Annotated in this window: 26 protein-coding genes; 20 read left to right on the top strand and 6 right to left on the bottom strand. The window is 32.8% G+C overall.

Annotated features, from left to right (window positions below; genetic code table 11):
• Nucleotides 1-68 precede the first annotated feature (68 nt).
• Nucleotides 69-1,235 carry a hydroxymethylglutaryl-CoA synthase gene (locus HMPREF2953_RS09275; RefSeq protein ID WP_070673005.1) on the bottom strand — a complete coding sequence of 389 codons (1,167 nt, stop codon included), beginning with the start codon at nt 1,233-1,235 and terminating at the stop codon, nt 69-71.
• Between the two features lie 112 nt (nt 1,236-1,347).
• Here HMPREF2953_RS09275 and HMPREF2953_RS09270 point away from each other — a divergent pair, with 112 nt between their 5' ends.
• Nucleotides 1,348-2,502: a thiolase family protein gene (locus HMPREF2953_RS09270; RefSeq protein WP_070673004.1), complete on the top strand. Its 1,155-nt coding sequence runs from the start codon at nt 1,348-1,350 to the stop codon at nt 2,500-2,502.
• 1 nt (nt 2,503) lies between these two features.
• Entirely contained in the window at nt 2,504-3,781 is a 1,278-nt protein-coding gene (locus HMPREF2953_RS09265) for a hydroxymethylglutaryl-CoA reductase, degradative (RefSeq protein WP_070673002.1), read from the top strand.
• A 73-nt stretch (nt 3,782-3,854) separates the two neighbouring features.
• On the opposite strand, the gene HMPREF2953_RS09260 is transcribed toward HMPREF2953_RS09265, so the two are convergent.
• Together HMPREF2953_RS09260 and HMPREF2953_RS09255 are read right to left on the bottom strand one after the other, a co-directional pair.
• Complete coding sequence (locus tag HMPREF2953_RS09260) at nt 3,855-4,289, bottom strand: CHAP domain-containing protein (protein ID WP_070673000.1); 435 nt, start codon at nt 4,287-4,289, stop codon at nt 3,855-3,857.
• Between the two features lie 217 nt (nt 4,290-4,506).
• The gene (locus HMPREF2953_RS09255) at nt 4,507-4,722 is read right to left on the bottom strand and encodes a sterile alpha motif-like domain-containing protein (protein ID WP_002454831.1); all 216 of its coding nucleotides are present in this window, start codon (nt 4,720-4,722) and stop codon (nt 4,507-4,509) included.
• 223 nt (nt 4,723-4,945) lie between these two features.
• On the opposite strand from HMPREF2953_RS09255, the gene HMPREF2953_RS09250 reads away from it, so the two are divergent.
• The 5 genes from HMPREF2953_RS09250 (at nt 4,946) to ptsG (ending at nt 11,198) form a co-directional block, all read left to right on the top strand.
• Entirely contained in the window at nt 4,946-5,830 is an 885-nt protein-coding gene (locus tag HMPREF2953_RS09250; protein WP_019835139.1) for a cidABC operon transcriptional activator CidR, read from the top strand.
• 202 nt (nt 5,831-6,032) lie between these two features.
• Nucleotides 6,033-6,422, top strand: coding sequence for a CidA/LrgA family protein (locus tag HMPREF2953_RS09245; protein WP_002449529.1), 390 nt, complete (start codon nt 6,033-6,035; stop codon nt 6,420-6,422).
• A gap of 2 nt (nt 6,423-6,424) precedes the next feature.
• Nucleotides 6,425-7,111 (top strand): LrgB family protein, encoded by a 687-nt coding sequence (locus tag HMPREF2953_RS09240; RefSeq protein ID WP_002449420.1) that lies wholly within the window; start codon nt 6,425-6,427, stop codon nt 7,109-7,111.
• 49 nt (nt 7,112-7,160) lie between these two features.
• The gene (locus HMPREF2953_RS09235) at nt 7,161-8,900 is read left to right on the top strand and encodes a pyruvate oxidase (RefSeq protein ID WP_049334757.1); all 1,740 of its coding nucleotides are present in this window, start codon (nt 7,161-7,163) and stop codon (nt 8,898-8,900) included.
• A gap of 270 nt (nt 8,901-9,170) precedes the next feature.
• Complete coding sequence (ptsG, locus tag HMPREF2953_RS09230; RefSeq protein WP_002449343.1) at nt 9,171-11,198, top strand: glucose-specific PTS transporter subunit IIBC; 2,028 nt, start codon at nt 9,171-9,173, stop codon at nt 11,196-11,198.
• Between the two features lie 174 nt (nt 11,199-11,372).
• On the opposite strand, the gene HMPREF2953_RS09225 is transcribed toward ptsG, so the two are convergent.
• Complete coding sequence (locus tag HMPREF2953_RS09225; RefSeq protein ID WP_070672998.1) at nt 11,373-12,425, bottom strand: zinc-dependent alcohol dehydrogenase family protein; 1,053 nt, start codon at nt 12,423-12,425, stop codon at nt 11,373-11,375.
• A gap of 206 nt (nt 12,426-12,631) precedes the next feature.
• Here HMPREF2953_RS09225 and HMPREF2953_RS09220 point away from each other — a divergent pair, with 206 nt between their 5' ends.
• Nucleotides 12,632-12,958 carry a thioredoxin family protein gene (locus HMPREF2953_RS09220; RefSeq protein WP_017175066.1) on the top strand — a complete coding sequence of 109 codons (327 nt, stop codon included), beginning with the start codon at nt 12,632-12,634 and terminating at the stop codon, nt 12,956-12,958.
• Nucleotides 12,959-13,011: 53 nt separating this feature from the next.
• Here the strand turns inward: HMPREF2953_RS09220 and HMPREF2953_RS09215 are convergent, their stop codons facing one another.
• On the bottom strand, nt 13,012-13,974 hold the full coding sequence (locus HMPREF2953_RS09215; RefSeq protein ID WP_070672997.1) for an L-lactate dehydrogenase: 963 nt from the start codon (nt 13,972-13,974) through the stop codon (nt 13,012-13,014).
• A 161-nt stretch (nt 13,975-14,135) separates the two neighbouring features.
• On the opposite strand from HMPREF2953_RS09215, the gene HMPREF2953_RS09210 reads away from it, so the two are divergent.
• Nucleotides 14,136-15,113 (top strand): alpha/beta hydrolase fold domain-containing protein, encoded by a 978-nt coding sequence (locus HMPREF2953_RS09210; protein ID WP_070672995.1) that lies wholly within the window; start codon nt 14,136-14,138, stop codon nt 15,111-15,113.
• Nucleotides 15,114-15,389: 276 nt separating this feature from the next.
• On the opposite strand, the gene HMPREF2953_RS09205 is transcribed toward HMPREF2953_RS09210, so the two are convergent.
• The gene (locus HMPREF2953_RS09205; RefSeq protein ID WP_053091104.1) at nt 15,390-15,707 is read right to left on the bottom strand and encodes a hypothetical protein; all 318 of its coding nucleotides are present in this window, start codon (nt 15,705-15,707) and stop codon (nt 15,390-15,392) included.
• A 339-nt stretch (nt 15,708-16,046) separates the two neighbouring features.
• On the opposite strand from HMPREF2953_RS09205, the gene pgsB reads away from it, so the two are divergent.
• From pgsB to HMPREF2953_RS09155, 11 genes are all read left to right on the top strand, one after another.
• Complete coding sequence (gene pgsB, locus HMPREF2953_RS09200; RefSeq protein ID WP_070672993.1) at nt 16,047-17,204, top strand: poly-gamma-glutamate synthase PgsB; 1,158 nt, start codon at nt 16,047-16,049, stop codon at nt 17,202-17,204.
• 1 nt (nt 17,205) lies between these two features.
• On the top strand, nt 17,206-17,658 hold the full coding sequence (pgsC, locus tag HMPREF2953_RS09195) for a poly-gamma-glutamate biosynthesis protein PgsC (RefSeq protein WP_002488291.1): 453 nt from the start codon (nt 17,206-17,208) through the stop codon (nt 17,656-17,658).
• 23 nt (nt 17,659-17,681) lie between these two features.
• On the top strand, nt 17,682-18,752 hold the full coding sequence (locus HMPREF2953_RS09190) for a CapA family protein (RefSeq protein WP_070672992.1): 1,071 nt from the start codon (nt 17,682-17,684) through the stop codon (nt 18,750-18,752).
• Nucleotides 18,742-18,903, top strand: coding sequence for a hypothetical protein (locus HMPREF2953_RS11510; protein ID WP_002488200.1), 162 nt, complete (start codon nt 18,742-18,744; stop codon nt 18,901-18,903). Before HMPREF2953_RS09190 ends, HMPREF2953_RS11510 begins: the two co-directional genes overlap by 11 nt.
• Nucleotide 18,904: 1 nt before the next feature.
• Entirely contained in the window at nt 18,905-20,503 is a 1,599-nt protein-coding gene (locus HMPREF2953_RS09185; RefSeq protein ID WP_070672990.1) for a gamma-glutamyltransferase, read from the top strand.
• Nucleotides 20,504-20,693: 190 nt separating this feature from the next.
• Entirely contained in the window at nt 20,694-22,175 is a 1,482-nt protein-coding gene (gene xylB / locus HMPREF2953_RS09180; protein WP_070672988.1) for a xylulokinase, read from the top strand.
• Nucleotides 22,176-22,419: 244 nt separating this feature from the next.
• A complete protein-coding gene (locus HMPREF2953_RS09175; protein ID WP_070672985.1) occupies nt 22,420-22,713 on the top strand; it encodes a sugar ABC transporter permease in 294 nt (97 codons plus the stop codon).
• Between the two features lie 387 nt (nt 22,714-23,100).
• Complete coding sequence (locus tag HMPREF2953_RS09170) at nt 23,101-24,144, top strand: PTS sugar transporter subunit IIC (protein ID WP_002449239.1); 1,044 nt, start codon at nt 23,101-23,103, stop codon at nt 24,142-24,144.
• 2 nt (nt 24,145-24,146) lie between these two features.
• Nucleotides 24,147-24,833, top strand: coding sequence for a serine dehydratase beta chain (locus tag HMPREF2953_RS09165; RefSeq protein ID WP_070672983.1), 687 nt, complete (start codon nt 24,147-24,149; stop codon nt 24,831-24,833).
• 13 nt (nt 24,834-24,846) lie between these two features.
• The gene (sdaAA, locus tag HMPREF2953_RS09160; protein WP_049334746.1) at nt 24,847-25,749 is read left to right on the top strand and encodes an L-serine ammonia-lyase, iron-sulfur-dependent, subunit alpha; all 903 of its coding nucleotides are present in this window, start codon (nt 24,847-24,849) and stop codon (nt 25,747-25,749) included.
• Nucleotides 25,750-25,887: 138 nt separating this feature from the next.
• Nucleotides 25,888-26,091: a hypothetical protein gene (locus HMPREF2953_RS09155; RefSeq protein ID WP_049334745.1), complete on the top strand. Its 204-nt coding sequence runs from the start codon at nt 25,888-25,890 to the stop codon at nt 26,089-26,091.
• The last annotated feature ends 41 nt before the right edge of the window (nt 26,092-26,132 follow it).

Raw genomic sequence — 26,132 nt, 5'->3', positions numbered from 1 at the left:
GGGAGATGGGATGACGAATTCATTTTGAGTACATCGTCCCACCTTTTTTAATATCGGATTGATATACATTATTCAGGAGAATGATAATATCTAATATCATCTTCAATGTTTTCTAAATAAAAGATATGTTTATCGTTTTCTACGTTTTCAATCTCATGATTAAAAGATAAATCATCAAAACGTCTGAAGAACGATTCGTATTCTTTTACAGATACTTCTTGACGCTCATTTAATAAAGCTTGATGTGCTTTTTTATCTAAGTGTTGTTCAAAACCTTCCACTACTGTGGCGCTAAAGAATTCTCCCACTGATCCAGAACCATAACTAAATAATCCAATTGTTTGACCAGGAGTTAAAGTTCTGTTTTCAAGTAATGAAATTAAACTTAAATAAAGTGATCCAGTATATATATTACCTACATAACGATTATAGTATACAGCATCTTCATAACCAGACGTTAATCGAGATTGAGTCGTTTCATCAGTATCATTAATGATAGAATCTAATGCTTTTTTGCCCATTTTAGTAAAAGGCACATGGAAACATAATGATTCAAAATCGGATAATGATTTATCTTCACGACGTGCATACTCTTTCCAACTTTCTTGGAATGATTCAATATATGCATCTTTTGATAATGCGCCTGCAACAAGTGGATATTTATAACCAGTCGGTCTCCAGAAATCATACACATCTGCTGTATAAGCAACAGCATCATTGTTTAATTGTAAAATGCGAGGCTGATGTGAAATTAACATTGCCACTGCACCAGCACCTTGTGTAGGTTCACCGCCTGACTCGATACCATAACGTGCTGTATCACTTGCAATGACCAATACTTTTTCGTTAGGACGGTTTGCAAGATAATCTTTAGCAAGTTGAATTGCAGGTGTAGCTGCATAGCAAGCTTCTTTCATTTCAAAACAACGTGCAAAAGGTTGGATATTTAATAAATGGTGAATTTGAACTGCTGCGGCTTTAGCGTTGTCGATAGCAGATTCAGTAGCAACGATAACCATTCCAATATGTTTTTTATCATCTTCTGTTATAATATCTTTAGCAGCATTGGCTCCCATTGATACGATATCTTGAGATACTGGACTTACTGCCATTTGTGTTTGTCCAATCCCAATTAAAAATTTGTTTGGATCAACTTGACGAGCCTCTCCAAGCTTCGCCATGTCTACATAGTATTTAGGGACATAAAAATTGATTTTATCGATACCTATATTCACAGGCATGTCATCCTTTCGAATAGTCTAATTTTAACAATACAATACTCTGTATTTTACCAAAATAAATTACTAAAATACAATTATATCTATATTACAGGCAAGGAGATAAAGAATGAAACAAATCGCTATTGTAAGTGCTAAAAGAACGCCAATTGGCAAATATAAAGGGAAATTGAGAAATTATTCAGCTGTTGAACTAGGTACAACAGCTTTAAAAGGAGCTATTGAATCAATTGATATCGATCCAGCTCTTATTGAACAAGTTATTTTCGGAAATGTCTTACAAAGTGGTATAGGACAAAACTCTGCACGACAAATTGCTGTTAAATCAGGTATTCCTGATACAACTCCAGCGATGACGATTAATGAAGTATGTGGTTCAGGACTTAAAGCAATTATTTTAGGGAAGCAACTTATTCAATTAGGAGAAGCTAAAGTCGTTGCTGTTGGTGGTGTTGAAAGTATGACTAATGCACCTAAACTTATTTTAAAAGACGGAGAAGACCCTGTAGAAAGTTTTATGCATGATGGATTAACGGATGCTTTCCATTATGTTCCAATGGGAGTCACAGCAGAAAATATAGCTGAAAAATATCATGTAACACGTGAAATGCAAGACGAGTTTGCTAACCATTCTCATGCTAAAGCTGCAAAAGCCGTTGAAGAAGGTAAATTTGATAACGAAATTATAAAAATGACAGACGTTGAAGGTAATGAGATGACTTCTGATGAAGGTATAAGATCAAATAGTAGTGTTGAAAAATTATCTACTTTGAAAACAATATTTAAAGAGAATGGAACAGTCACTGGTGGTAATGCTTCGAGTATTAATGATGGATCATCTGCCCTTATTTTAATGGAAGCAACATTTGCAAAAGAACATGGATTTGAAATTCTTGGCATAGTAGGAGATTACGCTGAAGTAGGTTGCGATCCACAATACATGGGTTATGCACCTTTTTATGCAGTAGAAAAATTATTAGAAAAAACACATCAACACATTAATGATATTGATATTATAGAAATGACTGAAGCATTTGCAGCTCAAAGTATACCTGTTAAGGATCATTTAAAAATTCCTGATAGCATTTTAAATATTTATGGTGGTGCCATTGCATTAGGACATCCTATTGGTGCAAGTGGTGCACGTCTCGTTACAACACTTGTGAATGCTTTAGAACAAGAACATCAACATACAGGTATCGCAACAGCTTGCATTGGTGGAGGACTAGGCATTGCTTTAATGATTGAAAAGGGAGTACATTAATATGAAAAGTTTAGATAAAAACTTTCGTCATTTATCAAGAGAAGATAAATTAAAACAATTAGTAGACTACGGATGGTTAGATAAAACGAATTATCAAACATTATTAAGCAATCCAGTTATTGATGAGGAAGTGGCAAACAGTCTCATCGAAAATGTCATTGGCCAGGGTACGTTACCAGTTGGATTATTACCTAAAATTATCGTAGATGAGAAAGAATATGTGGTACCTATGATGGTTGAAGAGCCGTCAGTTGTTGCTGCTGCGAGTTATGGAGCGAAACTTGTTAACCAAACTGGAGGATTTAAAACGATAAAAAGTGAACGATTGATGATTGGACAAATCGTATTTGATGATGTTAAAGATACAGAAGACTTAACACAACGCATTCAAAAACAAGAAAACCAAATTAAACGTATTGCAGATAAAGCCTATCCTTCTATCATCCGTCGTGGGGGTGGCTATCGTGGTATTGATATAGATGCGTTTCCTAATGAACAGTTATTATCTCTTAAAGTATTTGTTGATACTAAAGATGCGATGGGCGCAAATATGCTTAATACCATTTTAGAAGCAGTGACAGCCTATCTAAAAAATGAGTTAACAGATCAAGAGATATTAATGAGTATCTTATCTAATCATGCAACGTCTTCTGTTGTAAGGGTAGAAGGTGAGATTGATATCAATGATTTAAATCGCGGCGATTATTCTGGTGAAGAAGTAGCTAAGAGAATGGAGCGTGCGTCAGTGCTTGCACAAGTCGATATTCATCGGGCAGCAACACATAACAAAGGAGTCATGAATGGAATTCATGCCGTTGTTCTAGCTACAGGTAACGATACACGAGGTGCTGAAGCAAGTGCGCATGCTTATGCAGCACGTGATGGTCAGTATAGAGGCATTGCCACGTGGAAATATGATGAAGCCCGTGGACGTCTTGTGGGCACAATTGAAGTACCGATGACTTTAGCCATCGTTGGCGGAGGAACGAAAGTATTACCAGTCGCGAAAGCTTCTCTAGACTTACTCAACGTTGAGTCTGCTAGAGAATTAGGACATGTAGTGGCTGCAGTAGGTTTAGCACAGAACTTTTCAGCTTGTAGAGCCCTTGTTTCAGAAGGTATTCAAAAAGGACATATGAGTTTGCAATATAAATCATTAGCGATGGTTGTAGGCGCTAAAGGTGAAGAAATTTCAAAAGTTGCTGAGCAACTTAAACAAGAACCTAAAGCAAATACCGAAGCGGCTAAACGTATTTTAAAATCAATACGTCAATCTTAAAAATAAGCCATGAGAATTTAGAAATGGAAGAGATTCCATCACTAAACTTTCATGGCTTATTATGTTATGTCAATTAATAAATGTAATTGTAATTACGCGCAGCAGATGCACTAATATATCGCGTACTGTATGCTAGCGGACGGTTATAATTATATTCTGAAACAAGAATTTTTCCATTACTGTAAACACGTTCAATGATGGCAACATGACCGTAATATCCTGCAGTTGATTGCATAATAGCATAGCGTTTAGGCTTATGTCCTGTTCTATAACCAGCACGTTGAGCTCTATAGTACCAGTTTTTGGCATTGCCCCATTGATTTGAAACAGGTTTACCTAATTGAACACGGCGTTGATATGCCCACCAAGTACATTGATATTTATTATAATAGTTATAACCAGCTGCTTCAGAAGTATGTGTATGTTCAACATTTTGATATGTATAAGTTCCAGTAAAAATAATTGTCGTAGCTAATATTAGACGTAAAATGAATGTTTTAATTTTCATTAAGTTCTCCTTAAAAATCAAATAATTTAAAATCTAAAATAATAATATTATTTAAAAAGTTGTAATACAATATAAGAAATGAATTATACAAATAACTGTAATACTTCTGAAATATACGTAATATACTGTAGCTAAATTTTTGTATAAAAAAAGACGCCACGATGGCGCCTTAGTGAGATGATACTTCCATGTAATGTATAATTACATTTTGTTGAAATCATACATCTGTGAATTGGTTAAAAACAGCTAATGCTCTTTTAACACTAGTCACCGGTATGTTTTCAAGACACGGATTTGTTCGAAAATATAGCAATATTTCGTTTTGGCTCTTCACGTCTTTAGGAAAAGTGTTATCTTGATTAATCCAATTTACCAATTCACCTAATGGTGTGTCATCGCCTATAAAATTTTGCATAAATTCGTAAAAGCTCAATTCATCACCTCATATTCGCTTGAGCCGATTTTGATTATAACATTTTTTGTAATTTGAAAATATAGTTTTGTTTATATGAAAAATAATTTATTTATAAATATTATTTTTCCATAAAGTATACATATTTGAGTAAGTTATCGAATGAATTCAAATTGAATGAATTTACATTTTTCTTACAAAAATAATGTATAATAAAAAAAGAATTTTTTAAGAAGGTGAGCAATTGGATATCAAGCATATGAAATATTTTATGGAAGTTGTGAATCAAGGTGGTATGACAAATGCTTCTAAATCTTTATATATTGCTCAACCAACTATAAGTAAAGCAATAAAAGATATTGAAAAAGAATTAGACATGCCTTTATTCGATCGACAAAAACGTTATTTAGTTCTTACAGATGCAGGAAAAGTGTTTTATAAAAAATGTGAAGAAATTTTAGCATTATATGATAATATTCCAAATGAAATTAATGGCTTGCTTGGTTTAGAAACAGGTCATATTAATATTGGGATGTCAGCAGTGATGGATATGCAACAGTTTATTAATATTTTGGCGGAGTTTCATAAATTATATCCAAACGTTACCTATAGTCTTAATGAAAGTGGGGGTAAATCGATTGAAAATCGTTTGATTAACGATCAAATAGACATTGGCATTACGACCATTCCTATAGATGAGAACACATTTGATTATGTGTCTTTATATAGTGAAGATTTAAGACTTATAGTGAGTGAAGAACATCAGTTAGCTAAGCGTTCATCTGTGACTATGGCTGATTTGAAAAATGAAGATTTTATATTATTCAATGAGGACTTTTATCTTAATGATAAAATTATAGCTGCTGCAAAAAATGCTGGTTTTATCCCAAATACAGTGTCCAATGTATCACAATGGAATTTCATCGAATATTTAGTAATAGCACGATTAGGCGTTAGTATTTTACCAGAACATATTGCCAAGATGTTAAAAGATGAGATTAAAAGTATAAAAATTGAAGACTCAGGTATGAGCTGGGAACTTGGAGCAATTTGGAAAAAAGATAAACTTTTAAGTTATGCCACTTCTAAATGGATAAAATTTATGACTGAGAGATTGGAAAACAAGTAAACGATTCATTTTTACAAATAGTGAAAAACCTTAACGTAGGTTCTCTCACTATTTTTTTATTTTTAAAACGGTTCCATAGAAAATAACTATAAGTTATATATAAAATCAATATTTTTATAATCTATCAATATAGATTACAATTTTGAATATAGACTAAAAAATCGCTGTAACAAATTCGACAAATTTATGGAGGTCAGTCGTTTTGAAAAAAGCATTAAATATTATAGAGATTATTCTTCAAATCGTATTGGTGGTAGCGATTAGTATTATAGGTTCACTGCTACAAAAATGGCTACATATACCATTAGCAGGAAGTATTATCGGTATGATATTATTTTATATTTTATTACATTTTAAAATTATTCGTGTTGAATGGGTTTCTAAAGGAGCCGACTTCTTATTAACCACAATGGTCTTCTTCTTTATTCCTTCAGTTGTAGGAATTATGGATATTGTTTCTAATATCACTACAAGTTATATTATTTTCTTCCTCTTGATTATTATTGGTACAAGCTGTGTGGCACTTGTTTCTGGATTTATTGCTGAAACAATGTCTAAGAAAAAACCTCATACTAAGAAAGGAAATCATTAAAAATGGATATATTAAAAGGCGTTTTAATGATATTATTAACTGTTGTAATGTATAAACTTGCTCAAATATTACAACGTAAATATAATAACCCATTATTGAATCCAGCATTAATCGGTTCACTTGGAATAATTATTGTTTTACTTTTAACACGTCAAAACTATCACGATTACATGATTGGCGGTCAATGGATTAACCATCTATTAAATGCCACTGTTGTATGTCTTGCTTATCCACTTTATAAAAATAAAGATAAGATTGTAGAAAATATTGGGGTCATTTTTTCAAGCGTCATGGCTGGCGTGATATTGAATTTTGTGTTAGTGTTTAGTTCGTTAAAGTTATTAGGTTACTCAGAAGAAACAATCGTAACTATATTACCTAGATCAATCACAGCTGCTGTAGGAATTGAAGTTTCTCAAGAACTTGGAGGTACAGATACGATTACAGTACTGTTTATCATTACTACTGGATTGATAGGTAGTATGATGGGTTCAATGCTACTTAAGGTTGGTCAATTTAAAACATCAATCGCGAGAGGTTTAACATACGGAAATGCATCACATGCTTTTGGAACTGCAAAAGCGTTAGAACACGACATCGAATCTGGCGCATTTAGCTCAATTGGAATGATTTTAACAGCAGTTATTAGTTCAATTCTTATTCCAATTATGATTAAGTTGTTTTACTAAAGGGAATACAGAAATAAAATGTATATTTAGGAAAGGGGCTATTTAATCAATGGCGAAAATTAAAGCAAATGAAGCATTAGTTAAAGCATTACAAGCTTGGGATATTGATCACTTATGGGGTATTCCAGGTGACTCAGTTGATGCAGTAGTAGATAATTTAAGAACAGTTAGAGATACTTTCAAATTTTATCATGTACGTCATGAAGAAGTTGCAAGCTTATCAGCTGCAGCATATACAAAGTTAACAGGTAAAATCGGTGTAGCTTTAAGTATTGGTGGACCTGGGGTTGTTCACTTATTAAATGGTATGTATGACGCTAAAATGGACCGTGTACCTCAACTTATTATTACAGGTCAAACGAATAGTACATTATTAGGTACAAAATTCTTCCAAGAAACTAACATTTCTAAAATGGTTGACGACGTAGCAGTATTCCATCACCAAGTTCAAAAAGGTGATGACTTATTTGAAATTACAAATGAAGCGATTCGTACTGCATATGAAAAAAATGGTGTAGCAGTTATTATTTGTCCAAATGATCTATTAACTCAAAAAATTAAAGACACTACAAATCGTCCAGTAGATACGTCTAGACCAGTGTTACCAACACCATCTTATCGTAGCATTAAAAAAGCTGCTAAATTAATTAACAAAAGTAAAAAACCAGTTATGCTTGTTGGGGTAGGTGCAAAAAATGCTTCAACTGAATTACAAGACTTCATTGAAGCAGCTAAAATCCCTGTAATTCATACATTACCAGCTAAAACTGTTTTACCTGATTCACATCCATACAGTGTGGGTAACTTAGGTAAAATTGGTACAAAAACGTCTTACCAAACTATTCAAGATGCTGATTTATTAATCATGGCTGGTACTAACTTCCCTTATGCAAATTACTTACCTAAGAAAAATATTAAAGCGATTCAAATCGATACAAATCCAAACGTAATTGGTGAACGTTTCGATATTAATGTTGGTATTGTTGGTGACGTTAAATTAGCATTCCATCAATTAACTGAAGCAATCAAACCAGTACCTCATCGTTCATTCTTAGACAAAACGTTAAAACGTAAAGCTGTATGGGATAAATGGATGGAAAAAGACATGAATAATACAAGTGCTCCAATTCGTCCAGAACGTTTAATGAAAGCTATCAATGATTACAGTAAAGATGACGCTGTATACTCAATCGATGTTGGTACTTCAACTGTTTGGGGTACACGTTACTTAGACTTAAATGTTAATAATAAATTTATTATCTCAGCATGGTTAGGTACAATGGGTTGCGGTCTTCCAGGTGCTCTTGCTTCTAATATTGCTTACCCAGGTCGTCAAGCAATTGCAATTACTGGTGACGGTGCATTCCAAATGGTAATGCAAGACTTCGCAACTGCTGTTCAATACGATTTACCAATGACAGTCTTCGTATTAAATAACAAACAATTATCATTTATCAAATATGAACAACAAGCTGCTGGTGAATTAGAATATGCCATTGACTTCTCTGATATGGATCATGCTAAATTCGCTGAAGCTGCTGGTGGTAAAGGTTATGTATTAAAAGACCCTAACCGTATTGATGAAATTGTTGAAGCAGCATTAAATGAAAATGTACCAACTGTTGTTGATGTACATGTTGATCCAAATGCTGCGCCATTACCAGGTCAAATCGTTAACGAAGAAGCATATGGTTATGGTAAATGGGCTTACAGATCTATCACAGAAGATAAAGAATTTGACTTTGATAAAGTACCACCAATCTCTGTAGCTGCTAAACGTTTCTTATAAGAAATAGATTCGACACACTGACGAAAGTAATGCTTTTGTCAGTGTTTTTTTATGAATATTTAAATTATAAAAAATGTAAAATATTAGTAAAAAAGATATTGAAAACGCTTTATATTATAGGTATAATTAAATTGTTAAAAAAGAACTGCGTGTTACTATTCGATTAGGCATGAGCAGATAAGCTATCATTATTTTTGTCATAAATGATGGGCTTATTTGGTCATGCTTTTTTAATGCGTAAAAAAGATATATTGAAAGGATTGAATCAAAATGTTTAAAAAGCTATTTGGACAATTGCAACGTATTGGTAAAGCATTGATGTTACCTGTGGCAATCTTGCCTGCAGCTGGATTATTACTAGCAATTGGAACAGCTTTTCAAGGTGAAGCATTACAGCAATATCTTCCATTTATTAAAAATGGAGTAATTCAAAATATTGCTAATATGATGACAGGTGCTGGTGGTATTATTTTTGATAACTTACCTATCATTTTTGCACTCGGTGTAGCAATAGGACTAGCAGGTGGAGATGGTGTAGCAGCCATTGCAGCTTTTGTCGGATTTATTATTATGAATAAAACCATGGGAGCATTCTTAAATGTTACACCAGCACAATTGGAAGATCCATCTAAAGGATTCGCAAATGTTTTAGGCATACCTACACTTCAAACTGGAGTGTTTGGTGGAATTATTATAGGGGCTCTAGCAGCTTGGTGTTATAACAAGTTTTATAATATTTCCTTACCATCGTATTTAGGGTTCTTTGCGGGTAAACGTTTTGTGCCGATTATGATGGCAACGACATCGTTTATTTTAGCTTTCCCAATGGCTTGGATTTGGCCATTCATTCAAAATGGATTAAATGCATTTAGTACAGGTTTGTTAGATTCTAATACTGGATTGGCAGTATTCTTATTTGGATTTATTAAACGATTACTTATTCCATTTGGTTTACATCATATTTTCCATGCGCCATTCTGGTTTGAATTTGGTTCTTGGAAAAATGCAGCTGGAGAAATTATTCGAGGAGATCAACGTATTTTTATTGAGCAAATACGTGAAGGTGTTCATTTAACTTCAGGTAAATTCATGCAAGGTGAATTTCCTGTTATGATGTTTGGATTACCAGCAGCAGCATTAGCAATTTATCAAACAGCTAAACCTGAGAATAAAAAGGTAGTTGGAGGTTTGATGTTATCAGCAGCTTTAACATCATTCTTAACTGGTATTACTGAACCGTTAGAATTTTCATTCTTATTCGTAGCACCATTATTATTCTTTATTCATGCAGTACTTGATGGATTATCATTTTTAACACTTTATCTACTACATTTACATCTAGGATATACATTCTCTGGAGGATTCATAGATTTTGTTTTATTAGGTATTCTTCCAAATAAAACACCATGGTGGTTAGTGATTCCAGTAGGATTAGTTTACGCTGTTATTTATTATGTTGTATTTAGATTCTTAATTGTTAAATTCAACTTTAAAACGCCAGGTCGTGAAGATAAACAAGCCTCTGTAGCTAATACATCTGCAAGTAAATTACCATTTGATGTGTTAGATGCAATGGGCGGTAAAGAAAATATCAAACATTTAGATGCTTGTATTACGCGTTTACGTGTTGAAGTCAATGATAAATCTAAAGTAGACGTTGAAGGACTAAAAGCGCTTGGTGCTTCAGGGGTGCTTGAAGTAGGAAATAATATGCAAGCGATTTTTGGTCCTAAATCAGATCAAATTAAACATGATATGGCACGCATTATGAATGGAGATATCACAAAACCTAGTGAAACCACTGTGACTGAAGATACATCAGATGAGCCAGTACAGTTGGAAGAGGTAAAAGAAACGGATATCTATGCACCAGGTACAGGTCATATAATTCCATTATCTGAAGTGCCAGATAAAGTATTCTCAGAAAAAATGATGGGTGACGGTATTGGATTTGTTCCTGAAAAAGGCGAAATTGTAGCACCATTTGATGGTACAGTTAAAACGATTTTCCCAACGAAACATGCCATCGGTTTAGAATCTGATACAGGAATTGAAGTATTAATTCATATTGGTATCGATACAGTGAAATTGAATGGTGAAGGTTTCGAAAGTTTAGTCGATGTCAATGAACCTGTCACACAAGGTCAACCATTAATGAAAATTAATTTAGCATACTTAAAAGAACATGCGCCAAGTGTCGTTACACCAGTGATTATTACAAATCAAGGTGATAAAACATTAACATTCGATGATGTTGATTCAGTAGATGCTGGTAAACGCATTATGACAATTAAGTAATAAAACAAGCCTGGGACATCATATGTGTCTCAGGCATTTTTAATGTGTTGACAGTCGATGACTGAATTGAAAAGGTGTGGTCTCAAGTTTTTCAATTCTAATCCTCTTTGCCATGGCGGGGCGACGAATTCAAAAAGAATGCTGTCCCCCTTATTTTTTATTTAATATACAACATTATTCAGTTATATCATTCTCAATTAATAATTTAATCGCTTTATGATCTGTAGCATTTCTAAATAAGTCATAAGCATTTTCAATGTCACTTAATTTACTATAATGTGTCACGAGTTGTTCTGGTTGAATGATTTTAGATTTGAGAGCTTCCAACAATTCTTCAGTGGTATTAGCAGAAACTAAACCCGTTGTAATGTTGATATTTTTAATCCATAATTTTTCGATATCAAATTGAACGGGTAAGCCGTGAACACCAACATTAGCAATTGTTCCATCGACGCCAATCAACTTTTGACATAAATCAAATGTTGCTGGAATACCAACTGCTTCAATAGCAACATCGACGCCACGATGATTGATATCTTTGATTTGTTGAATTGTTTCATTCACATGACTAGAATTAATTGTATGAGTCGCGCCAAATTTTTTGGCTGTAGCTAAACGATGATCGTCTAAATCAATCATAATTATTTTTGAAGGTGAGTAGAATTGAGCAGTTAATAAAGAAGCTAATCCAACTGGTCCAGCACCTACAATAGCAACAGTGCTACCAGGTTTTACTTTTCCTTTTAATACACCAATTTCATAACCAGTCGGTAAAATATCTGAAAGCATCACGAGTGCTTCATCAGATAAAGAAGTAGGAGCATGATATAAAGAATTATCTGCAAAAGGGACTTTCACATATTCTGCTTGCGTACCATCAACAAGATGTCCTAATATCCATCCACCGCCATTTTCACAATGAGCATAGATACCTTTTTTACAGTAATAACATTTGCCACAAGATGAGATACAAGACACAATGACTTTATCGCCGACTTTGAAGTTATTGACATTAGAACCAACAGATTCAACAATACCAATACCTTCGTGACCTAATGTGGTATATTGAGGAACTTCAGGTGTGTCTCCTTTAATAATATGTAAATCAGTACCACAAATTGTTGTTTTGACCATTCTAATAATAGCTTCAGTACTTTCCGTAACAACTGGTTTTTCTTTATCGACGAGCTTAGCTACGCCAGGTTTTTCATAGATGTAAGCTTTCATGTTGATTCCTCCAATATAAATTGTGAATTATTTCACAAACATTATAACATTAATTTAATAAGATGTATTCTATTTTGAAGAGAAAATCATTGAACTCTTGTTAAACGTATTTAACAAGAGGATTTAGATGAAAAAATAAGTGTAACATCGTAAAATAAATATGTATAAGAGAACTAGACCGTTAAATTAAATAAGTAGGTGAAAATATGACTAAAAATATTGAAAGTATAGAACAATTTCATCAATTTATTCAAACGCATCGATTAGTAGTGATTCATGTTATGCGGAATCATTGTTCAGTATGTCATGCGGTATTGCCACAAATTGAAGATATCGTCAATGATTATTCTAAAGTACATTTTGCTGTTATCAATCAATCTAATGTAGAAGCTATTGCGGGAGAACTATCTATATTTACTGTTCCAGTGGATTTAATATTTTTGGACGGAAAAGAAATGCATCGACAAGCACGTTTTATCGATATGCAAGATTTTGAGCACCAATTAAGTTTAATGCATGAGAGTTTAAAATAAGTTAAGAAAGCCTAAACACGATAAGTGAATTGTTGTGTTTAGGCTTTTTTTTACTATTTATTTAAGATTGATTCAATGATAGCATCAGCACGTTGTTGATGCTCTAAAATAATATGACTTGATTGTTTGAAACGAGTAAGTTCATCTTCTTCTAATGTCAGTTCAATGACACGATCAGCACCATTACCGTTAATCACTGTTGGCGTTCCAATATAAAGGTCATTTAATCCATATTCACCTTCAAGATAACTTGAAACATTCATAATCACATTTTTATTAAATAAAATAGCTTCTACAATACGTACTAAACTTAATGATATGCCAAAGTTTGTAGTACCTTTTCGAACGTAAATATCATATCCCACTTGAGTAGTTTGAGAAGCGATAGATTGTTTGAACGTGGTTTTGTCTACTCCTTTATTCAGTAAATCAAGAACAGGTTCGCCGGCAATTTGAGCATGAGACCAAACAGCTACTTGAGAATCACCATGTTCGCCAATAACAGGCGCATAGACATTTTGTGGTGCCACATCAAACGTGCGACTTAAGAAAAATTCGAAGCGGGCTGTATCTAATGAAGTTCCTGATCCAATAATTTTATTCTTAGGAAATTGAGACACACGTTTTATGACATAACTCATAATATCGACCGGATTAGATGGAAGTACAAAATAACCATCGAAACCATGAGCAATGACTTTTTGAATCATAGGCACAAAGATATTTACATTATCTTCTAATAATTTTAAACGTGTGTCGCCTTTATCTAATTTTGCACTTGCACAAATGACGACGATATCAGCATCACTACAATCACTATACGAACCAAGATGTACATCTACAAACTTATCTCCAAAAGGTGTAGCATGGTTTAAATCCCATACATCTGCTTTTGCTTTATCTTCATCAATATCAATAATAGCTAGCTCATCGACTAGTCCTTTATCTACAACTGCATGTGCAAAGGCAGAACCTACGAATCCACTACCAATAAGCACAATTTTATTTCGTTTCATTCATCATAACCTACTTTCTAAAATAAAATAAAAATTCTGATAATTATATTTAGAATAGCACGTATCACTATTTTTTTAAATCTTTAAAAGTTGAATAAGCGATTTACTAAAATATAATGACTCTGAGGTATATAATAATATAGAGTATAGGAGGTTAAAAAATGAAAAAACGATTGTTAACCGTAGCGACATCTGCAATTCTTGGAACTTTAGCTTACATTAAAGTAAAAGAAAAACGCAGTTATCAAAGCTTTATTACTGAAAAATATATTCGTATGTCTGGAATGAAAAAAACATTTGAAGATGTGAATGAGGCTAAAAAAGCATTAGAGGAAGTCAAACCTTTAACAGCTGGTAAATATGATGGGACAGATTATGAGTTTAAACATCGTGCGCATACTAGAAGTATTAATGGGTCTGTCACATATATTGTTAATGATAAAAGAGAACCGCATCAAGATGTTGTGCTTTACATTCATGGTGGTGCTTGGTTCCAAGATCCATTAGAGAATCATTTTGATTTTATTGATCAACTTGCAGGAGAATTGGATGCACGAGTGATTATGCCTGTTTATCCTAAAGTACCTCATAGAGATTATCGAACAACATTTGAATTACTAAAAAATATTTATCAAAAAGAAATATTAGAAGTAGAAAATCCACAACATATGACGATAATGGGAGATTCAGCAGGTGGTCAAATTGCTTTATCATTTGCACAATATCTTAAAAAAGACACACCATTACCACAACCAGGACATATTGTGATGCTGTCTCCAGTTCTTGATGCAACATTTAGCAATCCCGAAGCTAAAAAATATGAAAAAATAGATCCTATGTTAGGAATTGAAGGAAGTAAATATTTCATTCAATTATGGTCTGGTGATACGCCAATAGAAGACTATAAAATATCGCCAATTAACGGAGATTTAGAAGATCTTGGTCGTATATCTATTTTTATAGGAACAAAAGAAACGCTATATCCAGATGCATTAAAGCTCTCTAAAATGTTAAATGATAAAGGAATTGAACATGATTTTACACCAGGGTATAACTTATTCCATATTTATCCTATTTTCCCATTACCAGAACGTCAAAAGTTCTTTACACAACTAAAAAATATAATGGGAAAAGATTAAATACTAGTTTGAACGTTAGTGTTATTTTTAAAAGCATTCAAATAAAGAATAAAATATTTTTGATATCACATCTGCCTAGGCTGTTTTTAAAAGTAATAATAAAATAATGAGTAAAATGAGTATCATTCTAAGCATTTGAAATAAAATGAAAATCGAATTTTAGGTTGGGAAATTTTATCGAAATTCAATAAAAATATGTCACTTATTAATGGTCTAGCAGTAAGTAACATACCAATTCGCATTTTATATAAATATAAAAACAGATACTAACTTGTATTATTCTCTAGAGTTAGTATCTGTTTCTTTATATTCAGTATTAATAGTATCGTTATGTGAAGATAAGACATCTTCCTTTTTAATTTCAGTAAAGTTTAAAGTCGAGTGTGATGATTCGTTTTTATTGATTGTCTCGTTAGGAAATTGAGAATGATTGTTGATATAACGATGGTCAGTATCTAGGACAGAATGACTCATGTCATTTCCTTGTAGACTGCCAATCAAAATAAAAATGAGATAACTAGAACAAGCCAGTAAAACTAAAGCAAGATAAATGCCAACTGCAATTTTAACAGGTTTAGCCATAGATTTATCCATTTATGTCCTCCTAGAGTCATAGCAATGTTTACTTATAAACTAACATGAGAGTTTTAAGTAAATGTAAATAAGAAGTAAATATTTATCAATTTACTATTAATAAATGTAAGGTAATTAAATTTTTTTGGTATTAATTTGAAATAATCAATAATTTGCTTGAGAAAATATTGATATTCTATTAACTTTTTTATAATTTTATACTATTCTTAACTTAATATTTACATTTTTAAAGCTGACTAAATATTAAGATGATAGCATACCCTTATTAAAGGGTTTAACTCATTCATTAAGATGATATTAAATAAAATAAAAAATATGTTTAAAGAGAGGGACATCAGTTTGATTCTCATTATAATTTGTATCGCTTTGATATTATTTCTAGGAATCAGAGAGAAAAAGCGACATACACACCGTTTAAATAAGATTCCTTTACGAATAAATATTAATGGCATTCGTGGTAAATCAACCATTACAAGAATGATTTATAGTATTTTGCGAGAAGATCAATATCATGTTATTGGTAAAACAACAGGAACAGATGCCAGAATGTTGTATTGGTTTACAGAGAAAGAATATCCTGTCCTTAGAAAACCGCAAGGCGCCAACATAGGAGAACAAAGAGACATTGTGCAAAGAGTAGTTAAGCAAAAAAGCAATGCGCTTGTTAATGAATGTATGGCAGTTAATCCAGATTATCAAATTGTCTTTCAAGAAGATTTAGTAAAAGCGAATATTGGTGTCATTGTCAATGTTATGGAAGACCATATGGACGTATTAGGGCCGACACTTCAAGATATTGCTCAAGCATTTACTGCAACGATTCCCCGAAATGGAAAATTAGTAGTCATGAAGGATGAGTTTACAGACTTTTTTGCTAAAGAAGCTAAAAAACGTAAAACTGAACTTATTGTTGTAGATAAAAATGATATACCTGAATCATACTTAAGAAAATTTAATTATTTAGTATTTCCTGATAATGTAGCCATCGCTTTAGGTGTAGCTCAAGCTGTAGGAGTTGAAAAAGACGTTGCACTGCGCGGAATGTTAAATGCACCTCCCGATCCTGGAGCGGTTGAAATTAAATATTTTAATGCAAATAACACAAAAAATGTATTTGTTAATGCGTTTGCTGCTAATGAGCCTCAGTCTACGAAAGCGATATTAAATAAAGTGGAATCATACGATTATCCTTACACAAAAAAAGTAGTGATTCTTAACTGTCGTTCTGACAGGGTAGATCGAACGCGACAGTTCGTTGAGAACTTTATTGAGGACGTCGAATTTGATACCTTAATTTGTACAGGAAAAAGCACGCAAATGGTTACAGATTTAATGCAACGTCTACCTGAAAAAACATACATAAACCTTGAAAATCATGATTTTTCAGATATAGAAAAAGCGATTCTTAATGAATCACATCAAGCACTTATATTCTGTGTTGGAAATATTCATGGTCCAGGTGGAAAAATAGCAGAATTTATAGAAGGGATAGAATAAAATGATAGGTTCGGAGTTATACTTTTCCCTATTTGTTGGTATTGTATTAAGTTTAATTTTTGCAGAAAAATTTGGGATTAATCCCGCAGGTCTTGTTGTACCTGGTTATTTAGCACTTATTTTTGATCAACCCATTATGTTACTATCTGTATTGGTCATTAGTTGTCTCACTTATTTTATTGTTACGTTTGGTATTAGTAGATGGGTCATTCTTTATGGTAGACGTAAATTTGCAGCGATGATTTTAACTGGTATGGTTCTAAAATTTATTTTTGATTTAATTTATCCACTCACTCCATTTGAAGTTGTAGAAGTTTCAGGTATCGGAGTTGTTATTCCTGGTATTATTGCCAATACCATTCAAAAACAAGGTGTTGTAATTACATTAGCTACAACAATGTTATTAACATGTATTACTTATGTCATCTTGTTCTTATATAGCTTTATTAATTAATCGCGAGCGAGGAGCGCATAATAATGAAAAAGAAAAAACGATTATCAGCGAGCGAATGGTTACTTAAGCAATCAAAACGACATAAACGAAGAAACTTTTTGTATACGTTTATTGTCTTAGTTATCACAGTAGTACTTCTAATTTTTGCTATTCGAGCTGTTAAAGTTGAACCTGTAGAGACGATGCCACATTCAGGTAATAGTATTAGAAATACATATTTAGGAAATATCACTTTGAATAATGACATCAGAAAGGTCAATTTAAATGATGTTTTTAAAAGTTTAAGACAGCCATTACAACAAAGTGATTTTTCCACAGCTTCTTTATATGTGAACCAATTTTCTAAAAATCCTAAAGAAAATTTAAACAAAAACATAGAAAACATTATGTTTTTAAAAAAACAAAATATTAAAAGTATCAATTTAATTAATAGCACTATAGATAATGTACAAGCGCAAGATTTATCCAAAAAAGTTGAAGCACAAACAGATTATAATTTTTTAACTGGAAATGGTTCGAATCCAATTAATAGTAAAACAGTGCAACAAAAAGTTAAAAATAAAAAAGTCGCTAATGTTTCGTTCACAGATATTGAATCGTATTATGAAGATCCTTTAAAAAATACGACATCTATTAGCTTAGATCCCAAAATTTTTGTACCATTAATTAAAAACTTAAAGGAAAACAATGATCTTGTAGTTGTGAACGTAGATTGGGGGATTCCTAACGAACGTAATATAACAGATCGCCAAAAAGCTTATGCTCATGCATTAGTTGATGCAGGTGCAGATGTAATCATTGGCCATAATACAGTTATACAAAGTATTGAGAAATATAAACATGCTAGTATTTTTTATAGTTTAGGAAATTTAACCTCTACTGATTTTCTATCAAAAAATCAAAAAAGTATAGTGGTTCAACATGATTGGGATGGTCAGCATCATCAATTTCAAATTACACCTGTTCGCTCTGCAGATGGAAAATTAACAAAAGATCATATGAATAGTATGGAGTCACAACGTTATTACAATAATATTAAAGATAAAACAATTCATCTGAAAGAAAAGAATGGGGGGTATTCTTTTGAATATTAAACAACATTGGTTACCTATTGTTACAACACTCATTATTATTGCTATTTTATTAATGGTTACATTTGCTAGAGCAAATGAAGGTCTCGATAATTACGAAAAAAATGAATTAAATAAAGCCACGGAGCAATATTTATCTAAAGGGGCCAAGTAGTATGAATATCTATAATAAAGTGACACTATCAGTCATTTTAGTGATTACAATTTTAATCTCATTTACATTTTATTTTTTTAATAAAGAAGATAAACCTGATAAAGATGATCTATATGAAAACAAGATTGCTAACCGTAAATCAGCAACCTCTGATGAGCAAAAAACGTATGGTGTCGCTTCAAACAATGCTATCGCAACACGTGTAGGTAATAAAATTATTGAAGATGGTGGTAATGCAGTTGACGCAGCGGAAGGTGTCGCATACGCGCTTGCAGTAACAGAACCTCATTCATCTGGATTAGGTGGTGGCGGCGCTACACTTACCTACGATGGTAAAAATGGTGAAGAACCTCGCATGTATGAATATAAAACAACATCTTCATTTAATTACAAAAAGGGAGATAAAATAGGGACACCTGGTTTTGTACGCGGTTTACATGATATGCATGAAAAAGAAGGTAAAATGGATGAGAAAAAAATCTTAAACTATATCATTCCATTAGCTGAAGATGGCTTTGAAGTGGATTCAGAGTTAGAACGTAGTTTGAAATTATTTGGTTCTGACATTGATCGAAACTCTCCCTTCTTTAAAGGCAAGCGTACAGTTCGTGAAGGTGCAATTGTAAAACAACCTGCTTTAGCAAATACTTTAAAGAAAATTCGAGATAAAGGGCCGGATTATTTTTATAATCATATTGGAAAAAGTTTATCTAAACAATTAAAAAATCAACTCACTGAAGAGGATTTTAAACAAGTAAAAACAGAAGAAAAGAAACCTATTAGTACAAAATATTTAAACAATACTGTTTATGCTGCATCTAACCCATTAGGTGGGATTTTAATGGAACAAGGTTTGAAGATTGATGAAAGCGTAAATTCTGCAAATGATCGTACAGATTATATTACAGGGATTGTCAAATCTCGTGATATTATGTATCGAAATAGAGATATTGTTAATGGCAAAGAATCTAGTAGCAATACCTACTTGTCTCAAGATTATTTATTAGATAAGATTAACGGTATCAATTTTGACGAACAAGGTAGTGACTTCAATACACAACGTATTGATAACACAAGTACAACGCACTTTGTAGTGATTGATAAGAACGGTAAGTTAGCAAGTACTACAAATACATTATCAAGCTTCTTTGGAACAGGTAAATATGTTAAAGAAGGTTTTTACATGAACAACTCACTAACAAACTTTTCAACAGATCCAAACAGTCCAAACTATGGTGAGAAACATAAAGCACCACGTTCTTATACGTCGCCTACTATTATTGTTGGACCCGACTTCTATATGGGTATTGGTTCGCCAGGAGGAAATAAAATTCCAACGATTCTTAATGAAGTCATTGTAGATTATTTAAGAGGAAATGGTACGTTGCAAGAATCTATTAATAAGCCACGTTTTTATAATGATGGTGGAACAATCTTCTATGAAAATGCTATGGATGATAATGATGTCAATATTTTCAAAAGTCTAGGTTTCGGTGTAGAAGAAAAACGTAACGATCCTAACTTTGGTAGTGTTCAAGGTGCTGTTTATAACAAAAAAGATAGAACAGTGGAAGTTGGACAAGATGTAGGAAACAGATAATAAAAAAGGACAAAAATCAATCGGTTTTTGTCCTTTTTTTATTTACTCAAAATAAGTATTGAAATAATTATTTAAAACGCTATCATAAATACATAGATAGCTAAATTTAATTTATTTACAATAGAAAATATAAAAATAATAAATTGTCATTAATATAATTATATGAATAGTGATATAAAGGGTGAGACGTATGAAAGAAGCAGTATTAGGCATTGATCTTGGAACTAGCGCAGTTAAAATTATTGCGGTAAATCAAACAGGCCATGTAATCACTTCAACAAGTGTGCCTTTAAATTTAATACAATCCCAACCTGGATATAGCGAACAAGATCCAGAGGAATGGTTTAATGCAGTTAAAACAGGCATATATCGGTTAAATCATTCTGATGAAATGAAATCGTATAAAGTGAAGGGCATCTCATTCTCAGGTCAAATGCATGGACTAGTAGCCTTAGATAAAGAAGGTCACCCTGTACGACATGCTATCCTTTGGAATGATACACGTAATTCAGAACAATGTAAGCAAATTCGAGCGGTTTATGGAGAGCGATTAAATGGAAATCCGATTCTTGAGGGTTTTACACTCCCTAAGATGATGTGGGTAAGTACACATGAGACTGAACTATGGAAGAAAGTAGATGTGTTCGTTCTTCCTAAAGATTATGTACGTTATTGCTTAACGGGTAAGATTCACATGGAATATTCTGACGCTGCAAGTACGCTTCTTCTTAGTCCAGAAACGCATGATTGGTCAAAAGAAGTTGGAGATACATTTGATATAGGAGATGTTTATCCATCACTTGTGAAATCCACAGACGAAGTTGGAATGATTCAAGACCCCTTAGCGAGTGAACTTGGTTTTACATCTCCAGTAAAAGTATTTGCTGGGGGTGGAGATAATGCCTGTGGTGCCATTGGTGCAGGTATAATCAATGATAATGATACATTATGTAGTATTGGTACTTCTGGTGTAATCGTAAACGTAGAAAAAAGTAATCAAACGCAGTATAAAAATAATATACATTTTTTTGATCATAGTGTTCCAAATACATATTATGCAATGGGAGTAACGTTGGCTGCAGGATATAGTCTTAATTGGTTAAAGAGAACATTTTTTGATAACGATACGTTTGATGAAATTGTTAAACAAGCGAGTACCTCGTCAATAGGTGCAAATCGTTTATTATTTGCGCCTTACCTAGCTGGTGAGCGTACACCACATGGCGATGCATTTATTCGAGGGAGTTTCATTGGTATTAGCGGTAACCATTCTAAATCAGACTTTGCACGGGCGGTACTAGAAGGTATTACCTTTTCTTTATATGATTCAATTCAATTGATGCGAGAAGCGGGAAAAGAAATTACACATATTACTTCAATTGGTGGAGGGGCAAAAAGTGAATTTTGGCTTCAAATGCAAGCTGATATTTTTAATGCATCTATACGTAAATTAAAGCATGAAGAAGGACCAAGTATGGGGGCAGCAATGATTGCGGCGTATGGATTACAATGGTTTGATTCTTTTGATGACTGTGTAGCACAATTTATAGACGTTGAACATACATATGAACCAAATTTGCAACGACACCAACAATATGAATCTTATTACAACATTTATAAACAAATCTATCAACATACACATCAACTTACAGAAGCATTATTAAAGATTTAAAGCGTTTAGCCCATGATTATTTAGAAAGAAACTCGAAGAATCAGATGACAAAGTAGGGACAAACATCGTTTTTATGTCCCTACTTTTTTAATAGTAAATTCCGATTAACATTCCTTATTATAATTAAAATATTATATTTTATAACAAATATATTGACAAAAATCTAATATAGATATTAAATAATATATATAAATTCCTCATTCCAAATAACACTATCTGTTAAGTATGGAAAGGAGTGATAGTTATGAACGATACTCATTTCATTGATCAACTATCACACGTAAATATGATTGAGACCCTTTATTTAAATGCCAATGATTTTAAACCCTCTATGAATCTTTTCCTAAATGTATTATTTAAACGATTATTACTAGAATATTATGTATATATTCGTACAATTTATAATAAGTATGCATGTTTAGAAATGACATTTCTATCCTTTCAACTTTTTTCCAATCATTTTCATGATTTATGTTATATCATGTATACACTCATCGATACACAAAATATAACAACTTATTCTAACGTTTTAGAATAGTAAAACAATATAATTAAGTATGTTTGTGCGTATAAGAGATCCGCCTCGGTAAGAAACAGAGTGAGTAAGAAAACAATAAATAATTGATAAAATTCAATCAAGTGGTGAACATTCATATTACTAAAAGATGAATTATAACTGAGTGTATTTATAAACATCTTTTTCAGTAGAAGTGGGAATATTTCTCATTTCTACTGTTTTTTTATGAACAAAATTAATATTTTGCGTCTAATTTTTTTACATGAAAATTAAATTCGTTAAAATACTTAAAATGTGAATTATTTCACAAATTAATGTTGGATTTATTATATTAGGTGTTGAAAACGTTTTCTAACGGGTGTACTATGACATTGGCTAGGAAATTAGAGAGAAAGAGGTTAACGGGAAATGAATATTATTTTAGGTGTTGGAACACTTGTATTAGTATTAATTGTAATGACACTTTTCTTAAACTTTGCACCATATGGGAAACAAGGATTACAAGCCCTGTCGGGAGCAGCGTGTGCGACTTTCTTACCACAAGCATTCTTAAGTTATGCGATAGGTGGCGTTTTCCATATTCACTTCTTCCAAGTGATTGGAGATTTAGCAGGAAGTTTAGCTGGCGTTGCAGTAGGGATTTTGACATGTGTTAATTTAGGTATTTCCCCAGTATTTGCAGTTATCGTTGGTTTAGTATTACATGATTTTAAATTACTACCAGCATTTATTGCAGCGTATGTTATTTCATTTGGTATTAAATTTATTGAGAAGAAAGTACCAGAAGGGTTAGACTTAATTACAGTTATTTTAATTGCTCCAGCTGTTGCATTTGGCTTAGCAACGGTAATTAGCCCAGGCGTAATGGCTGTGTTGCAACAAATTGGTGGCGCAATTACTGCTGTAGGAGATAGTAATCCATACGCTTTAGCAGTGATACTTGGATTAGTAATTCCAGTTACAGGTATGACACCATTAAGTTCAATGGTACTGACAAGCTTATTAGGTTTAACAGGTGTACCAATGGCAATCGGTGCATTAACTTGTACAGGCGCTTCATTTGTTAACTACGTGATGTTTAGTAGATTAAACATTGGTGGTCCATCTAAAGCATTTGCAGTTTTTGTTGAACCGCTCACTCAAATTGATTTAATTGCTAAATATCCATTACAATTATATGGAACAAATGCCTTGATTGGTGTAGTAAATGCATGTATTGTAACATTTAGTGGACTAGTAATAAATGTAAAAGGTATGGCTACACCAATTGCTGGTGCAATTGTATTGTTTGGCTTTAATACACCAATGAAAGCAGTAATTACAATCATTGCTGTAGCAATTTCAAGTATCATTTTGGCGTTCGTTATCAGTACATTGATTAAAAAATTCAATCTCATGGATTTATCTATTAAATTACCATCTAAACAAAAACAACCTAAGGAGAGTGTTTAAGAATGGCTACTAAAAAAAATTATGACTATCAAAGTGCGTTTGATATTATTGGGCCAGTCATGATGGGACCTTCAAGTTCTCATACAGCTGGAGCAGTAAAAATAGGGAATGCTGCTTTTAATGTACTAGGAGGCATTAAACCAGAAACATTAGCAATTCATTATTATGAATCATTCGCAAAAACACACCAAGGGCATGGTACAGATTTAGCAATTGTAGGTGGTGCAATGGGTTATAGTACGTTCGATAGTCGAATTAAAGATTCATTAACTATTGCTAACGATTTAGGTATTCATGTTGACATTATTGAAGAAGATGGAGAAAGTATTGGAGAACATCCAAACTGTGCTTATTTAATTGCTGAAGCGAATGGACGTCATATTGAAGTGATTGGTAATTCTATAGGTGGCGGTACCATTAAATTGAAAAGAATTAGTGTTGAAGGTATAGATGTTAACTTTAATCATGGCTTACCTATTTTAGTCATGGATGGATCTAAAAATAAGTCGGAAGTGAATCATTTCTTAAATGAAGTAAACGAACTTGGCGTAAGTATAGACAAAGAATTGGTTGAAACAGATGATGATAATAGTTTAGTTGTTTTACCGTTAACAAAAGCAATCAAAGAATCAACATTAAATCAAATTAAAGAAAAATATAATCACTTAAACATATCCTATATAAAATAAAGGAGGATTAAAAATGTTCGATTCAATTAGAGAAACTATAGATTATGCTGTTGAAAACAATATGTCATTTGCGGATATTATGATTCAGGAAGAAATGGATTTATCAGGTCAATCACGTGATGAAGTTAGAGATTTAATGAAACAAAATTTACAAGTCATGCGTGATGCTGTAGTTAAAGGAACTACAGGAGACGGGGTAGAAAGTGTCACAGGGTATACAGGACATGATGCAGCTAAAATTCGTGATTACAACGAGAATTATCATGCTTTATCAGGTTATGAAATGATGGATGCAGTTAAAGGTGCGGTAGCAACAAATGAAGTCAATGCAGCAATGGGTATTATTTGTGCAACACCGACAGCTGGTTCCTCCGGTACGATTCCGGGTGTATTATTTAAATTAGAAAAAACACATGGTTTAACAGAAGATCAAATGATTGATTTTCTATTTGTTGCATCATTATTTGGACGTGTGGTTGCAAATAATGCGAGTGTTGCTGGAGCAACGGGAGGTTGTCAAGCAGAGGTAGGTTCAGCATCAGCTATGGCAGCAGCTGCTGCAGTATCGGTCTTTGGTGGTGAACCAGAAGCTTCGGGACATGCGATGGCATTAGCTATTAGTAACTTATTAGGCCTTGTGTGTGACCCAGTGGCTGGACTTGTTGAAATTCCATGCGTCATGCGTAATGCCATTGGTTCAGGAAATGCATTAATTTCAGCTGACTTAGCATTAGCTGGTGTGAAAAGTAGAATTCCAGTCGATGAAGTCATCGAAGCGATGGACAAAGTAGGGCGAAACTTACCAGCACAACTTAGAGAAACTGGACTAGGTGGTTTAGCAGGTACACCAACAGGAGAAGCCATTAAACAAAAAATCTTTGGTAATGCAGAAGATCCAGTCAATAGTTTTTCATAATATTTAAAATCCTAAACCATTCTTGAATGATAGCATATTCAAGAATGGTTTTTTATGCCTTAAATTATCAGAAAATTTCAAAAAATAATTGCAATATTTCACTTTTAATTATAAAATAACTCAAAAGGGGATGATGATATGCTTAGATTATATATCTTATTTTTAGCCTTCATCATTAATACAACGTTAACACGTGTATGGACGATCGAAGGAACTTGGGAGAATCTTTTACTTCAATCAATGTCTATGAGTATAATGTTTGTATTTCTTTTTTACTATGTGTGTTTTATGCTTGAAAATAGAAAACATAAAAAAATAGATAGACTTAGAGATGAAGAATAAACAAAAAGTCGAGACAGTTATGTGAATAACAAGATCTCGAT

Origin of the sequence: Staphylococcus sp. HMSC072E01 (genome assembly GCF_001814125.1) — a bacterium.
In the GTDB taxonomy this organism is placed as follows: domain Bacteria; phylum Bacillota; class Bacilli; order Staphylococcales; family Staphylococcaceae; genus Staphylococcus; species Staphylococcus hominis.
This window is presented reverse-complemented; position numbering and strand designations above follow the sequence as displayed.

What these genes read in the sequence shown, in the direction of transcription:
- HMPREF2953_RS09170 (WP_002449239.1), top strand. Translation starts at nt 23,101, where the DNA reads ATGAATATTATTTTAGGTGTTGGAACACTTGTATTAGTATTAATTGTA.
- HMPREF2953_RS09175 (WP_070672985.1), top strand. Translation starts at nt 22,420, where the DNA reads ATGAACGATACTCATTTCATTGATCAACTATCACACGTAAATATGATT.
- HMPREF2953_RS09220 (WP_017175066.1), top strand. Translation starts at nt 12,632, where the DNA reads ATGACTAAAAATATTGAAAGTATAGAACAATTTCATCAATTTATTCAA.
- xylB (WP_070672988.1), top strand. Translation starts at nt 20,694, where the DNA reads ATGAAAGAAGCAGTATTAGGCATTGATCTTGGAACTAGCGCAGTTAAA.
- HMPREF2953_RS09190 (WP_070672992.1), top strand. Translation starts at nt 17,682, where the DNA reads ATGAAAAAGAAAAAACGATTATCAGCGAGCGAATGGTTACTTAAGCAA.
- sdaAA (WP_049334746.1), top strand. Translation starts at nt 24,847, where the DNA reads ATGTTCGATTCAATTAGAGAAACTATAGATTATGCTGTTGAAAACAAT.
- HMPREF2953_RS09205 (WP_053091104.1), bottom strand. Translation starts at nt 15,707, where the DNA reads ATGGATAAATCTATGGCTAAACCTGTTAAAATTGCAGTTGGCATTTAT.
- HMPREF2953_RS09225 (WP_070672998.1), bottom strand. Translation starts at nt 12,425, where the DNA reads ATGAAAGCTTACATCTATGAAAAACCTGGCGTAGCTAAGCTCGTCGAT.
- HMPREF2953_RS09210 (WP_070672995.1), top strand. Translation starts at nt 14,136, where the DNA reads ATGAAAAAACGATTGTTAACCGTAGCGACATCTGCAATTCTTGGAACT.
- HMPREF2953_RS09240 (WP_002449420.1), top strand. Translation starts at nt 6,425, where the DNA reads ATGGATATATTAAAAGGCGTTTTAATGATATTATTAACTGTTGTAATG.
- HMPREF2953_RS09215 (WP_070672997.1), bottom strand. Translation starts at nt 13,974, where the DNA reads ATGAAACGAAATAAAATTGTGCTTATTGGTAGTGGATTCGTAGGTTCT.
- pgsC (WP_002488291.1), top strand. Translation starts at nt 17,206, where the DNA reads ATGATAGGTTCGGAGTTATACTTTTCCCTATTTGTTGGTATTGTATTA.
- HMPREF2953_RS09165 (WP_070672983.1), top strand. Translation starts at nt 24,147, where the DNA reads ATGGCTACTAAAAAAAATTATGACTATCAAAGTGCGTTTGATATTATT.
- HMPREF2953_RS09270 (WP_070673004.1), top strand. Translation starts at nt 1,348, where the DNA reads ATGAAACAAATCGCTATTGTAAGTGCTAAAAGAACGCCAATTGGCAAA.
- HMPREF2953_RS09235 (WP_049334757.1), top strand. Translation starts at nt 7,161, where the DNA reads ATGGCGAAAATTAAAGCAAATGAAGCATTAGTTAAAGCATTACAAGCT.
- ptsG (WP_002449343.1), top strand. Translation starts at nt 9,171, where the DNA reads ATGTTTAAAAAGCTATTTGGACAATTGCAACGTATTGGTAAAGCATTG.
- HMPREF2953_RS09185 (WP_070672990.1), top strand. Translation starts at nt 18,905, where the DNA reads ATGAATATCTATAATAAAGTGACACTATCAGTCATTTTAGTGATTACA.
- HMPREF2953_RS09155 (WP_049334745.1), top strand. Translation starts at nt 25,888, where the DNA reads ATGCTTAGATTATATATCTTATTTTTAGCCTTCATCATTAATACAACG.
- HMPREF2953_RS09265 (WP_070673002.1), top strand. Translation starts at nt 2,504, where the DNA reads ATGAAAAGTTTAGATAAAAACTTTCGTCATTTATCAAGAGAAGATAAA.
- HMPREF2953_RS09260 (WP_070673000.1), bottom strand. Translation starts at nt 4,289, where the DNA reads ATGAAAATTAAAACATTCATTTTACGTCTAATATTAGCTACGACAATT.